Consider the following 15,112-nt stretch of genomic DNA (forward strand, 5'->3'; position numbering starts at 1 on the left):
CAATATTGTAATATTATCTGCTCAATCCGCATCTGGTCTTTAGGTCTTTATCCTGAAGAAGCTGTGCCTCTCAGAAAAACTATAAACTACAGAAACTTTTTCATTTTTATTGTAAATCCCCTGAAATTCCTTTATGATTCAAAAGGTAGTTTTGGTCGCATACGCAACGACCAATAAGGGCCTTGAAAACCCGAAAGCTTAATACATTAAAATCGATACCCCTTTGTGGGTATCTCCCGGATTCCGGGAGTTTTTGCTATGTCCAGGTGCTTTTAGCACTAAAAGCAAAAAGGCTGATCGAGTTCAGTATTTTAGACTCCCGGAATACCAACGCGAGGGCGCTCGCACCCGGTGGGGGGGCATGAAATGCAAAGCAAAAACCTTTTTCACGACATTTTTATCGGAAAAAAAATCCGCTTTAAGCGAAAAATGTTGAAAATATCTCAAAAAGCATTAGGGCAATCTTTAAATCTAAGCGCGCAACAAATTCAAAAATATGAAACAGGTCTCAATCGTGTAAGCGCCGGTCGTTTGAAGGAAATTGCCGATATTTTTAATGTTCCGCTTTCCTTTTTTTATGCTGATCTCTTAACAAAGCAAGAGCCCCCATACCATTATGATGAGATCATCTCGAGCAAAGAGGAATATCTGCTTTTAAAAAGCTTTAGAGTGCTGAACTCTGTCAAACAGAAAGCCATTTTACAACTCATCTCTGATCAGAGTTAAAAGCTTTTATTATAAGAGGGTTTGAGGTATGAAGCAAAACGATTTGAGAAATATGTTAGCTTGTCTCTCAGTGATTGTCTCCATGCAAAAGCAATTACAAAATTGCCTGTAAGTAAATGACAGTGCTGTGTTTCTGCATGTATAAAGAGATGACGATGTTCAACGGATTTTTATCCATTCATGGGAAAATATTCTATGGCAAAAGCAGCTTATAGGGAATATGACGACTTTTATTTTTTGAAGAACACGCTTTTTACTTGTTGGCGTCTTTTGTTTGTTGCTGTTCTTTGCACTCGGATTCTTTTACAATGATGTAGCTGGGATGTGGTTGGGATATGGCCGGCGGGTTTAAGAATGCATATGCCTTTATGCGTTTTCCTGTTCTGGAATATCAAGACTGTTTTGGTTATCTTTAAGCAATTGATTGGTGAGTTTTTCAATGCGCTCCGTTGTGTCACGCATAATCTTTCCCATGGTACGGTCTCTTTCATTGTGGAGTCGTAAAAGAGCTTCATAATCTTCTTGTAGTTTTTTATTTTCTCGTTTTATCTCTTCCATTTCATCCAGTATCATAATACCGGCCATAACCGATAAACGGTGGTCACCCATTTCACCAAAATTGTTTTTGAGGTGTGTGATATACTGATCTAATTGAGCGGCAAGCGCAATAAGATGGTTCTCTTGTCCTTTATCGCAAGCCATGCGATAAACTTTACTATCAATGGTGACGGAAACAGTTTCCATACATTCAAACCTTTATCTATCAATTACGACACGAATTGTTTCCATTGCTTTAACGAGACGCTTGGAAACTTCTTTGTTGACCGCTTCTAGTCGCTCAACCTGGGCTTCGGCTTTGTCAAGTGCTTGGGCAAGATGACTACGATCAGCATTCATTCGTTGAATTTCTTCTTCCCATTCGTTGTTTTTATCAATCACGGCATTGCGGTTTATAATGGTAATCTCTAAAGTTCTGAGTGCTTTTTCCAACCGCTCTAAAGCCTGTGGTAGAACCGTATTTTCTTGGTTCATGATGCTTCTATCCTTTGGCTCATTCTATCCCTTATCAGTTTTTTATGCAAAAGCGAATCACTTATTTTCTTTTCTTACGCGAATTTTATTTTTCAATATGTAGGACATTTTAGCAAGCAAAGCAGGGGAAGCATGTGAATTAAAGGCTAGATTTTTTAAGAGTATTGGCATAAATGATTATACTATAAGGAAGTATGAGGGGAATGTTATTTACGTAATAACAAGAAATTTTGCGCTGATGGTTTTAAAAATTGAAAAGTACTTCTCAAAAAATGAAGAGAATACAAAAGAATACAGAAGAAGCAACCAACATACGTGTTTAACAAAATGGTTTATCATTCATGACAAATACTGAACAACAGAATCAGATGGCCAATGCTATCCGTTTTCTTGCTATTTATGCAATTGAAAAAGCAAATTCTGGTCATCCTGGCTTGCCAATGGGGGCAGCTGATATTGCTACCGTTCTTTATACAAAGTTCCTTGCCCATGACCCCAAAAATCCTCGTTGGCCCAACCGTGATCGTTTTATATTGTCGGCTGGGCATGGCTCTATGTTGCTTTATGCCTTACTTTATCTCTCTGGTTATGAAGATATTTCCCTTGAGGATCTCAAAAATTTTCGCCAATTAGGGGCAAAACTTGCGGGGCATCCAGAATATGGACATGCTGCCGGAATTGAAACAACCACTGGTCCTCTAGGACAGGGGTTGGCAAATGCTGTGGGAATGGCTCTTGGGGAACGCTTGCAAAATGCCCGTTTTGGAGATCTCATCAGTCATTACACTTACGCATTGGTGGGCGATGGGTGCCTCATGGAAGGAATTTCCCAAGAAGCGCTTTCTCTTGCGGGTCATTTAAAACTCAAGAAGCTTATCGTGCTGTGGGATGATAATAATATTTCTATTGATGGAAAGATTTCTCTTGCTGACAGTACAGATCAGATAGCGCGTTTTAAAGCATCTGGTTGGAATACGCACAAAATCGATGGGCATGATCAAGCCGCAATTGCACATGCCATTGAAACAGCACAAAATTCCGATAAACCAACTTTTATTGCCTGTAAAACAACCATTGGCTTTGGAGCGCCAAATAAAGCCGGAACCAATAAAGTTCATGGAGCGCCTTTGGGGGCACGGGAAATTGCTGAAACCCGTATTGCTTTGGGATGGGAGGCGGAGCCTTTTGTTGTTCCAGCGGATATTCTCGATAATTGGCGCTTGGCTGGTTTGAATGCTGCTAAAAAACGGCAAAAATGGGAAACAAAATTGGAAAATTTGCCTGTCTCAGAACGGTTGGAGTTTGAAAGACTGATGCGGGGCGATCTGTTGGGTGGATTTGATAGCGCTATTGATACTTATAAACAGCAGCTTATTAAAGAATGTCCTTGCGTTGCTACGCGTAAAGCTTCAGAAATGGCTCTTGAAGTTATCAATGAGGCGGTTACTGAAACCATTGGTGGTTCGGCAGACTTAACGGGGTCCAATAATACAAAAAGCAGTCAGATGAAAAGTATTTCTGCTGAGGATTTTTCAGGGCGCTATCTGCATTATGGAATTCGCGAACATGCCATGGGCGCGGTGATGAATGGTCTTGCCCTTTATGGAGGCTTTATTCCTTATGGCGGAACCTTTTTATGCTTTTCTGACTATATGCGTCCTGCAATGCGCTTGTCTTCTCTGATGGGATTGCGGGTCATTTATGTTATGACCCATGATTCCATTGGTCTTGGTGAGGATGGTCCTACCCATCAACCCGTGGAGCATTTGGCTTCTTTGCGTGCAATGCCCAATCATTTCGTGTTCCGCCCTGCAGATGCAGTTGAAACCGTTGAGTGTTGGCAATTGGCTTTAAAAGCACGCAACACACCTTCCACTTTGGCGTTGAGCCGTCAAAATTTACCGCTTTTGCGTCAAGAGCATGAAGAGGAAAATCTTTGTACGTTGGGCGCTTATGAGTTATTAACCGCAAGTGATGATGCGCAAGTGACGCTGTTTGCCTCCGGTTCAGAATTGCAAATTGCCGTAAAAGCACATGCGCTCTTAGAAGAAAAGTCTATTCCAACGCGTGTGGTTTCTGTGCCTTGTTTTGAACTCTTTGCACAGCAATCCCTCTCTTATCAGCGTGCTCTCATTGGGGATTCGCCCATTAAAATTGCCATTGAGGCTGCTATTCGGCAAGGATGGGACCGCTTTATTGGCTGTGATGGTGTGTTTATCGGCATGGAGGGCTTTGGGGCAAGCGGGACAATGGATGCGCTTTATGCGCATTTCAACATCACTTGTGAGAATGTCGTTGCGACTGTTGAAAAAGAGCTTGAAAAGATCAATAAGGAAAATGTGCAATGACTTTTCGCATTGCAATGAAGGCGTTTTGTTGTATTGGGTACAATATTTTGATTTTGTACACTATTGTGGAAAGTAACGGATCAAGATAGTGAAGGGTATCGGAGTTCATGATTTGGGACTGGTGAAAATAAAAGTCCATTTGTTGCACTCTCAAAGATCGATAAGGAAAATGGAAAATGGCTGTTCGCGTTGCAATTAATGGGTTTGGTCGTATTGGGCGCAATATCTTGCGCGCCATTGTGGAAAGTGGGCGAAAAGATATTGATGTGGTCGCTCTGAATGATTTGGGATCGGTGGAAACAAATGCCCATTTGTTGCGCTATGATTCAGTGCATGGACGTTTCCCTGGGGCCGTTAAGGTGGTGGGTGATGCACTTGATGTCGGATGTGGTTTGATAAAAGTGTTCGCAGAGCGTGATCCAGAACAGTTGCCTTGGAAAGCTTTGGATATCGATATTGCTTTGGAATGTACGGGCATTTTTACTGCGCGTGACAAAGCAAGTGTTCACCTAGATGCTGGGGCAAAGCGTGTGCTTGTTTCTGCACCTTCTGAAGGTGCAGATCTTACCGTGGTTTACGGGGTGAATCATCAGTCTTTAAATAAAGAGCATCGGGTTGTTTCGAATGCTTCTTGTACAACCAATTGCTTGGCACCTGTTGCGCAAGTTTTGCACAACACTGTTGGCATTGAAAAGGGTTTTATGACAACCATTCATTCTTATACCGGTGATCAACCCGTGTTGGATACAATGCATCGTGACCTTTATCGTGCACGGGCGGCGGCTCTTTCTATGATCCCTACATCAACAGGAGCTGCAAAAGCTGTGGGATTGGTCTTGCCAGAATTAAAGGGCTTGCTTGACGGTGTGTCGATTCGTGTTCCTACCCCCAATGTTTCCGTTGTTGATTTGACATTTACGGCTAAGCGTTCGACAACGGTTGAAGAAATTAATACAGCTCTCTGTACTGCTGCTCGAGGACCGCTTAAAGGAATTTTGGATGTGACAGAGGAAAAACTCGTCAGTTGTGATTTTAACCATAATCCACATTCTGCCATTTTTCATAATGATCAAACGAAGGTGATTGATGGTCAGCTCTGTCGTGTTTTGGTTTGGTATGATAATGAGTGGGGTTTTTCAAACCGTATGAGTGATACAGCTGTAGCTTTTGCCAAAACAATATAAGAGGACCTTTGGGGACTCTTTTTTCATAAAAGGGTAAAATTGCTTTATAGAGTATTGAAGCGTGTTTTTTGAAAAAAAAGCAGGAGAGGTTTTTTCGTTAAAAAACGTTGCGTTAGAAAAAGAGATTGCCTCAAGGGTGAGTGGAGACTGTTTTGGTGAGTATGGTTTTGCTATTTTTGCTCAATGGATGAGAGAAGCAAAATTGGCAAAAATAACACCTGAAGGAGATAAAGCTTGGAGCAAAATAAAAGATGCGGGTCTCTGTGCTCTTACGCCAAAAAGGGGAATGGAGAAAAAGTTTGAGTTGGTGCGTTTTGGTTTGAAACAACGGAAAGTGAAGAGGAAGCAATGATGGGTTTTCGGACACTTGATGATGTTGATGTTACGGGAAAACGTGTTCTTGTGCGGGTCGATTTTAATGTTCCAATGGCGCAAGGAAAAGTTTGTGATGAGACGCGTCTCAAACGGCATAAAGAGACACTGGTAGAATTACAAAAGCGTGGTGCTAAACTTATCCTTCTTTCTCATTGTGGGCGCCCTAAGGGAAAGGTGGAACCAGAATTCTCACTGCGCCCCGTTGTGCCAGTGCTGGAAAAAATAATCAATCAACCTGTGATTTTTGCACCAGATTGTATTGGTCCTGCAGCGCAGAAAGCGGTTGAGGCATTGCAAAATGGTGGTGTTTTGCTGCTTGAAAATGTGCGTTTCCATTCTGGAGAAGAAAAAAATGATTGCTGTTTTGCTGAAGCTTTAGCCCATCATGGCGATCTCTATGTGAATGATGCTTTTTCAGTCTCTCATCGTGCGCATGCTTCTGTAGAGGGAATAACACATTTATTGCCCTCCTATGCGGGGCGCTCGCTTCAGTGTGAATTGCAGGCATTAGAAAAAGGGCTTGGAAATCCAAAACATCCCGTGGTCGCAATTGTTGGAGGAGCAAAGGTTTCTAGTAAGCTTTTTGTGCTCAACCATTTGGTTGAAAAGGTTGATCATTTGGTTATTGGTGGGGGCATGGCTAATAGTTTTTTAGCAGCACAAGGTATGCATATTGGAAAGTCCTTGTGTGAAGATACACTCATGGAAACGGTTAAAAAAATTATTAAAAAAGCACAAGAATGCCAATGTACAATTCTGCTTCCTGTAGATGCGATTGTTGGATTTCGCTTTGAAAAAAATACCCCGCATCGTCTCTATGATATGGGAGATATTCCCGAAGAGGGCATGATTTTGGATATTGGAACACGCTCCATTGCCCATATCAATGCCGTGATTGATCAGGCTGCTACTCTTGTTTGGAATGGACCCCTTGGTGTTTTTGAAATGCCTCCTTTTGATCAAGGAACAATTGCTGTTGCACGTTATGCTGCAGAACGCAGTTTAACAGGGCAATTGGTTTCTATTGCTGGAGGAGGAGATACGGTTTTTGCTCTCAACCATGCTGGTGTTGCGCATGACTTTACTTATCTTTCAACCGCAGGAGGCGCTTTTTTAGAATGGATGGAAGGCAAAGTACTGCCTGGTATTCTTGCTCTCATGCAGGCTTAAAGGCTGATGTGAAGGGAATTTATATTCATAGGATTGTGTAAAGTGTGTCAATGTGTTGCTCACTTTTGAAAGTTAAGACAGAATGACAGAATAAAGAGGATTTTTTTATGAATGAACGTCTCGAAGATATAGCACTTGCGCTGGTTTGTGCAGGGAAAGGTATTTTGGCAGCAGATGAAAGTACTGCAACGATTGGAAAGCGTTTTGAAAGCATTGGTGTTGAATGCAACGAGGATAATCGCCGCGCTTATCGTGAAATGCTTTTTAGCGCAAAAGAAGCCATGGAAAGCGCTATCTCTGGTGTTATCTTATTTGATGAAACCATTCGTCAAAAAGCATCATCTGGGAAAATGTTGACAGATCTGATTCGTGATGCGGGGGCTTTGCCCGGTATTAAAGTTGATAGCGGTGCTAAACCCTTGGCGGCTTTTCCGCAGGAAATGATTACAGAAGGATTGGATGGTCTTCGTGAACGTTTAAAAGATTATTATGCTTTAGGAGCCCGTTTTGCCAAATGGCGGGCGGTGATTGCAATTGATGGACACACTTTGCCAACAAGAGGAGCAATACGCCAAAATGCACAAGCTCTCGCGCGTTATGCTGCTTTGTGTCAAGAAGCTGGACTTGTGCCGATTGTTGAACCAGAAGTGCTTATGGATGGGGTTTCGCGTCAACATTCTATTGCGCGCTGCTTTGAGGTAACACATGCTGTCTTACATACGGTGTTTCAAGAATTGTTTGAGGCACGGGTTAGCTTGGAGGGCATGATTTTAAAGCCCAATATGGTGATTGATGGAAAAGATGCGCGTAACGCTTGCGTTGAAGAGGTGGCGGAAAAAACGGTTCAGGTTCTTAAACAAACGGTCCCTGCTGCTGTTCCAGGAATTGCTTTTCTCTCTGGAGGACAATCCGATCAAGAAGCAACGGCACATTTGTCTGCTATCAATGCTTTGGGAAAACACCCTTGGAAATTGACCTTTTCTTATGGACGTGCTTTGCAAGCCGCCGCCTTAAAGGCATGGGGTGGAAAAGCAGAAAATGTTGCTGCCGCACAAAAAGCTTTTTGTCATCGTGCACGCATGAATCATCTTGCTGCTTTAGGACAATGGACACAAGAGCACGAAAAAGCTTGTGCTTGAAGGATAACATCTGGAGCAGTAACACTATGATAATGCATCAATTTTATGCTGCTTAAAAGAGTCTGAGATGGCGGGAGTATTCTCTTTATGCGCCTTTTTTCATGTGTAAAAACATGATCGGATGGTGGACGGTAAAATTCGGCATGCGGTTTGTGGATCGCATGTGCGTAGCAGCAGGCAACATTTGAAGATTAAAGTTTCTCAGAACAATTTTTGAATCTAAAAAGTGGAGACAATCCTCCAACCCATGATTATAATTTCTTTGTCTACGGGCTGTTTATCTGGTGGATGCGTTGTTCGCTTCATGTTCTAAGCTGTTTTTTTCTCGCAGTCGCTGTTTACAGTTTAAGCTTTCCTTGATTTCTCAATAAACAATAAAACCCCACTTTGAAAGTGGGGTTTTATCTGCATTGTTAAAGTGCTTTTAACAAAACGCTCAACTATAAAAGTCCTAAAACTGTATTTTCTCTAAAGCTAGAGCAGATTGACTGTCGCAACAACCACTCAATGCTTTGAAGAATCTTTTCGCTCATTATAGTCAGAAGGAGGTTTTTATAGCCCTAGACTTCCAAAACGATTTTTGAACTTGGAAACACGACCACCACGATCTACCAATGTTTGAGAGCCGCCTGTCCAAGCGGGATGAGTCGTTGGATCAATATCGAGATTCAGGACATCTCCTTCTTTCCCCCAAGTGGAGCGCGTTGTATATTGGGTGCCATCCGTCATAACAACGGTAATTTTGTGATAGTCTGGATGAATATTCGCTTTCATGTGGCAAACCTTTTGCGTTTATAAAATGACCTTTTGCGTTTATAAAATGAAATGGCACTTTTTCACTTTTTAAGTGCGTTTCTCTTATCTTTTTGATAAATTGATTAAAGTACTACTCCTATAACTGAGCACGCATTAAAAAACAAGTGTTCAAGATACATCATTTGCGTCAACAGTTATAGACAACCTCATAAAGTGAGCGAAAACCTATGAATTTTTTCAATCATTCAGAAAAATCGACAAAACCTTCTACGACGAAACCTTCATTGTCTTCGCTTGCAACTTTTAGCCCTTATTTTGTGCGCTATCGCTGGTTGTTTATCTTTGCTTTTCTTGCTTTGACTGTTGCTGCTGTTGTTACATTAGCTTTACCCGTTGCTATCGGAAAAATGTTTGATTATGGCTTTTCCACTTCAAGTCACGGTCATATCAATTTTTATTTCTTTATTTTATTTGTCTTAGCTTTGCTTCTCGCACTTGCCTCCGCCTGCCGTTATTATTGCGTCATCACCTTGGGAGAACGCATTGTTGCTGATTTACGGCGTGATGTTTTTGTCCATATTATGAAGCTTTCTCCTGCTTTTTTTGATAAATCTCATTCTGGTGAGCTTGTCTCAAGGTTGCTTACTGATACAACGCAAATAAAGTTAGCTGTTGGCTCAACTGCTTCTACGGCTTTACGTCATCTGATTGTGGTGATTGGCGCAATCGTGATGATGGTTATTACCAATGCTAAATTATCTGCGCTGGTGCTGCTCGCGATTCCTTTTGTTGCTATTCCATTGATTGTCTTTGGGCGCAGGGTTCGTACACGCACACGCGCAGCACAAGACCGCGTCGCCGATGCTAATGCATTGGCAACCGAACAGGTAAGCGCTATTCGTACTGTTCAGGCTTTTACTGCTGAAGGGCACGTTGCGACACATTTTTCACAGTTGATTGAACGCGCCTTCCAGACAGCACGGGCTTCTGTAATCTTGCGTTCCTTTTTTACCGGTTTTGCGATTTTTCTGGTTTTTAGCAGTGTGGTTGCTGTTTTATGGATTGGCTCACGAGATGTCTTGAATGGTACTATGACGGCAGGTGCTTTAGGTCAATTTGTTCTCTATGCCGTTTTTGGAGCGACAACTTTTGCACAATTATCGGAACTTGGTGCCGAACTTATCCAAGCGGCAGGTGCTGCTGAACGGCTTGCCGAATTGTTGCAAGAACAGCCTACCATTTCAACACCAAAAGTTCCTGTGCCATTTACACAACCTGTTCAAGGTGCAATTGTTTTTGACCAAGTTGATTTTAGTTATCCTTCCAGACCAGAAGAGAAGGTTTTGCGCTCTGTTTCCTTTTCTATCAAAGCGGGTGAGACGGTGGCTTTTGTTGGTGCTTCTGGTGCTGGGAAAAGTACACTTTTTTCTTTGATTCTCCGTTTTTATGACCCAATCAGCGGTAAAATCCAGTTTGATGGCGTGGAAATTAACCGTCTTTCTCTTCAAGATTTACGCGGTGCAATTTCTTATGTTCCACAGGAGGTCGCTATTTTTGACGGAACATTGCGTGATAATATTGCTTTTGGTACTGAAAATGTCCGTGAAGAGCAGATTATTGCCGCTGCTAAAACAGCCAATGCACTTGAATTTATTGAATCCTTACCAAAAGGTTTTGATACGCAAGTCGGAGAGCGGGGGACAATGCTTTCTGGTGGGCAAAAGCAACGTGTTGGGATTGCGCGGGCGATTTTGCGAAATGCACCCCTGTTGCTGCTTGATGAAGCAACGTCAGCCTTAGATGCAAATAGTGAAAAATTGGTGCAAGAAGCCTTAGAAGGTTTGATGCAAAATCGCACAACCCTGGTTATTGCACACCGTTTGGCAACAATTTTGAAAGCAGATCGTATCCTAGTGATGGATAAAGGGACAATCGTTGAAGAAGGAACACATGCAGAACTCGTTGCGCAAAATGGTGTTTATGCCTACCTCGCTAAATTGCAATTTGCACACGAATAAGCTTCCTCAATAAAGAATTAGTCTTTTTATCGTTTTACTGTCAATTGCACGTCCCCTTTCGGCTTTTTGTGGGGGGCTGTTGTTGGTAAAAAGGCATCTCTGGATGATAAAAACACGCACGTTTTGCAGAATTTAAGAACACGGCATCGTTTTTAAGGGCGCGTAGCACCCGATGAGAGATTATAAGCAAAAAAAGCGGCATTGTTAAATACAATTTGTTGCACAATTTCTCATGACAAGATCTATATTTTGTATGTTATTCTTTTAATGATGGAATATCTAGTGGATTGAAGTTTTCAATGAAACATATTGATACAACGGTAAAGAATTAATTAAAGAGCTGCACAAATGATTAACGAACAAGAAGGCGGCAATAATGAGTGCATCTACTGTAATGATGGTGATAGTCTTTGCAGGAATCATTATAGTTGCTTTTCTTTGGGATGCAGTAGTTAGGCATAAAAAGGCATTTGTCGAACTATACGAGCAATTTGAGAAATTCGCGACACTCAAAAATCGCGAGTGTGAGATATATAAAGATATTATTGCACAATGGGAGGAAAAGCTTTTTAAAAAAACCAAAAAATACCAAGTGAATGGATTGAACAATGGGATGAGGGAGTAGAACAGTGGGAAGATGACATTCTCAAAATAAAGTGCCCTGGAGAGTTTGTTTCCACAAGTGGACAGCGACATCCCATGATAGAAGGTATTTGTGCACAAGGATATGCAGATACATTTTTCTTTATGAGCAAGCGCTGAAAGCAAAGCTCACTGCTGAGCACATTGAAAGATTCAACGAACTAATGACGCGCCCAATTTTTAAGACCACTTATCGTAAAGTTGTGCGATTGATGAAAAAGAATGGGATAATTGTTGAAAGATTTATAGATCCGCTGACGAAAAAAAACAACACAAACCTACGATGTTGTTTCTTCATTGGTGGTTATATATGGTTGATGATATGATTATGGCACTGTACGAACAGCAACAAAAAGATAAGGCTTCAGAGGAGGCTGGGGGATATTATTGTGATTTAGCATTTTGGGGAGACGACTTGGAATATACACCTCGTCGATATGATGATATACCTCAATATACAGAATATGAAACGCTAAAAAAGATAATAGGACGATTTGGTTCTATGCCAGGTAATTGTGAGGTATTATGCATTTGTAAAAGAGAGCTTTTATCATTATTGTATGATACTTCCAGCGATTATAAAGCGGCAAGAGAAATTTTTATTCATTATAAGATGCTGATTGATGCGGTAAAAGAGGGCTATCTTTCCTTTGATTTTGATAATGCTTATTATGAAGTTAAACACAAACTCAGTAAGTATAAAAAGAGAGATAAAGAGAAGAAAAAAGATCTGTGCTTTGATGAGGAGCCTCCAACATTTGAAGAGGCTTATAAATTGGGAGTTATAGAATGGATGAAGAGTGCAAATAAGGAATGTTATGATCTGTTGATTTTTTGGAAGAGGCTTGTCAAAATAGGAAATTCAATAGAAAAGCTAAAAATCATCTTTGGTGATGAAAAGGTGGAGGCACTGAGAGAGGCTATCGAAAAAGAACAAGAACAGTTTGCAAGTGAAATAGAAGCAGCGATTCTTAGAAATCAATATTTTCGTTGTCATAAATCTCGTGCCTATTTGACCGGTTATCTTCAATGATTATAATGTGTGAAATGATCATAGAAATGCAGTGGTTTATTGGAGCCTCTCGCGTGTTTTGGTGAAAAATGTTGAGAATAAAACGCAAGGGGGGCTTTAAGATATGCGTGGAGGGTGGTTTTCTAGATGATGTTGCAGAAAGATGAGAGAGAGGCTGCGGGCTTGCTTGCTTCAATCATAGCTTTAGCAAATTGGGGGCTTTTAAAATCCTTGCAAATCTATTGTGTGAAATTGTGTGGATTGAAATGAGGGGGAATATTATTATGACAAGTATAGGATAGAGGGCTCGAATATCTGAGAGAGAAATGCCTTTGTGAGGTGTTTTTCCCGTTTCATGGGAATGAGTTCATTGCTTGTGATGGTACTTTTTTGTGAAATAGAGCGTTTTCGTCTGCTTTATCTGTGTCAGTAATAAAATTACCAGCTTTATGAACCAATAACATATTGGTTTAGAAAGTGGAAAGTGATGCTCTCAAGGGTGCTTTGAAGAATATTTTTTGAGATTTAAAGACCTTTTTTGAGGGTTTCTTCTAATTTTTTGCGAATGCGTTCATTGCCCGCGATGATATTTTTTTTGCGAAATATCGCGTCGCCCCCTTCTTTATCGGTGACAAAACCACCAGCTTCGCGCACCATCAGTATTCCAGCAGCCATATCCCAAATTTGCAAATTGTCTTCCCAAAATCCATCGGTTCTGCCAGCTGCAACATAAGCTAAATCAAGAGCAGCAGCACCAAAACGGCGAAGTCCAGCAACTTCCGCCATTACATTGCGCAATTCGATAAGATATGCTCCATGATTTGGACGCCCAAAATGGGGCATGCCCGTTGCAATGACACAATCTTCTAATCGGCGGCGTGCGGAAACACGACAGCGCCGGTCATTAAAAAAAGCACCACCACCGCGTTCAGCAGTAAAGAGTTCATCACTCACGGGATTATAAATGACAGCAGCAACAATTTTCCCCTGACTTTCTAAGGCAATGGAAACAGCAAAAAAAGGAATGCCATGGAGAAAATTGGTTGTGCCATCCAAAGGATCAACAATGAAACGATGTTGTGAATCTTCACCAATAATTTCTTCAGATTCTTCCATCACAAAACCAAACTTGGGCCGTGCTTTGCTTAATTCATTGAAGATAATTTTTTCTGCTTTGCGATCCGCTTGGCTTACATAATCTGCTGGTCCTTTTAAAGACACTTGCAAATTTTGCACTTCACCGTAATCACGCACCAGAGAGCGTCCAGCTTTCATTGCGGCTTGCACCATGACATTCATGATTGCAGAATGGGCCATCTGTTCTTCCTTCATTTATCCTTTTTCATTTGCACGACGCAAATAAATCAATTCGTTGGTGTCGACAATGACACGTTCACCGGCATTAATAAAAGGTGGTACAAGAATCCGCATACCATTTTCAAGAATGGCAGGCTTATAAGAGGAGGTGACCGTTTGCCCTTTGATGGCAGGGTCCGCTTCTGCAATCGTTACAGTGACTTGATCTGGAAGTGAGATGCCAATGGGCTTTTCTTGATAAAGTTCAACGGTAACTGTCATCCCATCTTGGAGAAAAGCGGCACGCTCACCAACAAAATCTTTTTGCAATTCAAGTTGTTCATAGGATTGGGAATCCATAAAGACCAAAGCATCCCCTTGTTCATAAAGGAAGGTAAAATCCTTTTGTTCAAGGCGCACGCGTTCAACCGTTTCAGCGGCACGAAAGCGTTCATTGAGTTTTGTACCATCAATCAAATTTTTCATTTCAACTTGATTAAAGGCACCACCTTTTCCTGGTTTTACCGCATTGCATTTTACAGCAACCCATAAGCTTCCTTGGTGCTCGATTACATTGCCAGGACGAATTTCATTGCCATTAATTTTCATCGTTTCTATCCAATTCCATTCTTGCAAAAAGAACTCTCTTGTTGTCTTTATGGCGCTTTTCTTTGCTGCCTTTAACAATAAGCTCTTTTGTTATTTTCAGGCTCAAATCCATTTGATAAGCTTTGCAGCTCTCTCATGGTCCTGTGTGCTCTTCATGAGTTTTCTCATGTTTTTGGCAAAGAGAAAAGCTTAAGTAAAAAGGACCTTTATGTTTTTTGCTTTTCATTTCTTTGCAAGACCATAAAAAGTGCTCAGACGCAAGTCTTTTAAAAATTTGCACAAAATTTTTTTAGAATTTTTTAGGGGGGCATCCCGTTGTGTCGTAAAATATCATAATTGATGGCAATGATATAATTGATGAAGATGATATAAGTTCCGTAAAATCATGAGATGTTTTTATGAGAATATGTGATGAATATTTGAAGATGGAGTTTGTTATAGTGTCTCATGTGATAGAGCTTGGTGTGTACTATCGTATGATGTTAGCTTGCATTTTAATCAGAGATCAGCGGTAAAATGGCTCTTTGTTTCATCGAGGTTAGAACTCTCAATCTTTTGAGCAGCAGGTATTTCCTGTGCTTAATGCAATTTCATTGGAAGGTTGCTGTTTTGTTAAGAGATCAGCATAAAAAAAGACAAGCAGAACATTCAAGATATAGACAATTTCTTTTAAGTGCCCTGCGCTGACAGGATTTAAGCTTTTTTCATATTTTTGAATTTGTTGCGCGCTTACACCTAAATGGTGCCCTCATGCTTTCTGAGACATTTTCAACATTTTTCGCCTAAAACGAATTTTTTTGCCTAT

General features: G+C 41.1%; 14 protein-coding genes and 1 pseudogene. 9 read left to right on the forward strand and 6 right to left on the reverse strand.

Going from position 1 to position 15,112, the window contains the following annotated elements; all coding sequences use genetic code 11:
* Nucleotides 1-366: 366 nt before the first annotated feature.
* The gene (locus NPX99_RS01490) at nt 367-726 is read left to right on the forward strand and encodes a helix-turn-helix domain-containing protein (protein ID WP_269029985.1); all 360 of its coding nucleotides are present in this window, start codon (nt 367-369) and stop codon (nt 724-726) included.
* Nucleotides 727-1,092: 366 nt separating this feature from the next.
* On the opposite strand, the gene NPX99_RS01495 is transcribed toward NPX99_RS01490, so the two are convergent.
* On the reverse strand, nt 1,093-1,470 hold the full coding sequence (locus tag NPX99_RS01495) for a cell division protein ZapA (RefSeq protein ID WP_269029986.1): 378 nt from the start codon (nt 1,468-1,470) through the stop codon (nt 1,093-1,095).
* A gap of 12 nt (nt 1,471-1,482) precedes the next feature.
* On the reverse strand, nt 1,483-1,758 hold the full coding sequence (locus tag NPX99_RS01500; protein WP_269029987.1) for a DUF4164 domain-containing protein: 276 nt from the start codon (nt 1,756-1,758) through the stop codon (nt 1,483-1,485).
* A 341-nt stretch (nt 1,759-2,099) separates the two neighbouring features.
* On the opposite strand from NPX99_RS01500, the gene tkt reads away from it, so the two are divergent.
* From tkt to NPX99_RS01525, 5 genes are all read left to right on the forward strand, one after another.
* Complete coding sequence (tkt, locus tag NPX99_RS01505; protein WP_269029988.1) at nt 2,100-4,106, forward strand: transketolase; 2,007 nt, start codon at nt 2,100-2,102, stop codon at nt 4,104-4,106.
* 176 nt (nt 4,107-4,282) lie between these two features.
* Nucleotides 4,283-5,290: a type I glyceraldehyde-3-phosphate dehydrogenase gene (gene gap / locus NPX99_RS01510; protein ID WP_269029989.1), complete on the forward strand. Its 1,008-nt coding sequence runs from the start codon at nt 4,283-4,285 to the stop codon at nt 5,288-5,290.
* A gap of 61 nt (nt 5,291-5,351) precedes the next feature.
* Nucleotides 5,352-5,642 (forward strand): hypothetical protein, encoded by a 291-nt coding sequence (locus NPX99_RS01515; protein ID WP_269029990.1) that lies wholly within the window; start codon nt 5,352-5,354, stop codon nt 5,640-5,642.
* Nucleotides 5,639-6,835 carry a phosphoglycerate kinase gene (locus NPX99_RS01520; RefSeq protein ID WP_269029991.1) on the forward strand — a complete coding sequence of 399 codons (1,197 nt, stop codon included), beginning with the start codon at nt 5,639-5,641 and terminating at the stop codon, nt 6,833-6,835. Before NPX99_RS01515 ends, NPX99_RS01520 begins: the two co-directional genes overlap by 4 nt.
* A gap of 107 nt (nt 6,836-6,942) precedes the next feature.
* Nucleotides 6,943-7,974: a class I fructose-bisphosphate aldolase gene (locus NPX99_RS01525; protein ID WP_269029992.1), complete on the forward strand. Its 1,032-nt coding sequence runs from the start codon at nt 6,943-6,945 to the stop codon at nt 7,972-7,974.
* 552 nt (nt 7,975-8,526) lie between these two features.
* On the opposite strand, the gene rpmE is transcribed toward NPX99_RS01525, so the two are convergent.
* Nucleotides 8,527-8,748 carry a 50S ribosomal protein L31 gene (gene rpmE, locus NPX99_RS01530; RefSeq protein ID WP_269029993.1) on the reverse strand — a complete coding sequence of 74 codons (222 nt, stop codon included), beginning with the start codon at nt 8,746-8,748 and terminating at the stop codon, nt 8,527-8,529.
* Between the two features lie 209 nt (nt 8,749-8,957).
* Between rpmE and NPX99_RS01535 the strand changes: the two genes are divergently transcribed.
* From NPX99_RS01535 to NPX99_RS01545, 3 genes are all read left to right on the forward strand, one after another.
* Entirely contained in the window at nt 8,958-10,748 is a 1,791-nt protein-coding gene (locus NPX99_RS01535) for an ABC transporter transmembrane domain-containing protein (protein ID WP_269029994.1), read from the forward strand.
* Nucleotides 10,749-11,124: 376 nt separating this feature from the next.
* On the forward strand, nt 11,125-11,373 hold the full coding sequence (locus NPX99_RS01540; RefSeq protein ID WP_269029995.1) for a hypothetical protein: 249 nt from the start codon (nt 11,125-11,127) through the stop codon (nt 11,371-11,373).
* Nucleotides 11,374-11,700: 327 nt separating this feature from the next.
* The gene (locus tag NPX99_RS01545) at nt 11,701-12,423 is read left to right on the forward strand and encodes a hypothetical protein (protein WP_269029996.1); all 723 of its coding nucleotides are present in this window, start codon (nt 11,701-11,703) and stop codon (nt 12,421-12,423) included.
* A gap of 504 nt (nt 12,424-12,927) precedes the next feature.
* On the opposite strand, the gene NPX99_RS01550 is transcribed toward NPX99_RS01545, so the two are convergent.
* The 3 genes and pseudogenes from NPX99_RS01550 to NPX99_RS01560 all read right to left on the reverse strand — a co-directional run bounded on the left by NPX99_RS01550 (nt 12,928) and on the right by NPX99_RS01560 (nt 15,082).
* The gene (locus NPX99_RS01550) at nt 12,928-13,719 is read right to left on the reverse strand and encodes an inositol monophosphatase family protein (RefSeq protein WP_269029997.1); all 792 of its coding nucleotides are present in this window, start codon (nt 13,717-13,719) and stop codon (nt 12,928-12,930) included.
* A 15-nt stretch (nt 13,720-13,734) separates the two neighbouring features.
* On the reverse strand, nt 13,735-14,307 hold the full coding sequence (gene efp, locus NPX99_RS01555; protein WP_269030033.1) for an elongation factor P: 573 nt from the start codon (nt 14,305-14,307) through the stop codon (nt 13,735-13,737).
* 494 nt (nt 14,308-14,801) lie between these two features.
* A pseudogene (locus NPX99_RS01560) lies at nt 14,802-15,082 on the reverse strand (helix-turn-helix domain-containing protein).
* Nucleotides 15,083-15,112 lie beyond the last annotated feature (30 nt).

It is taken from the genome of Bartonella sp. 220B, assembly GCF_026930205.1.
Lineage (GTDB): Bacteria > Pseudomonadota > Alphaproteobacteria > Rhizobiales > Rhizobiaceae > Bartonella.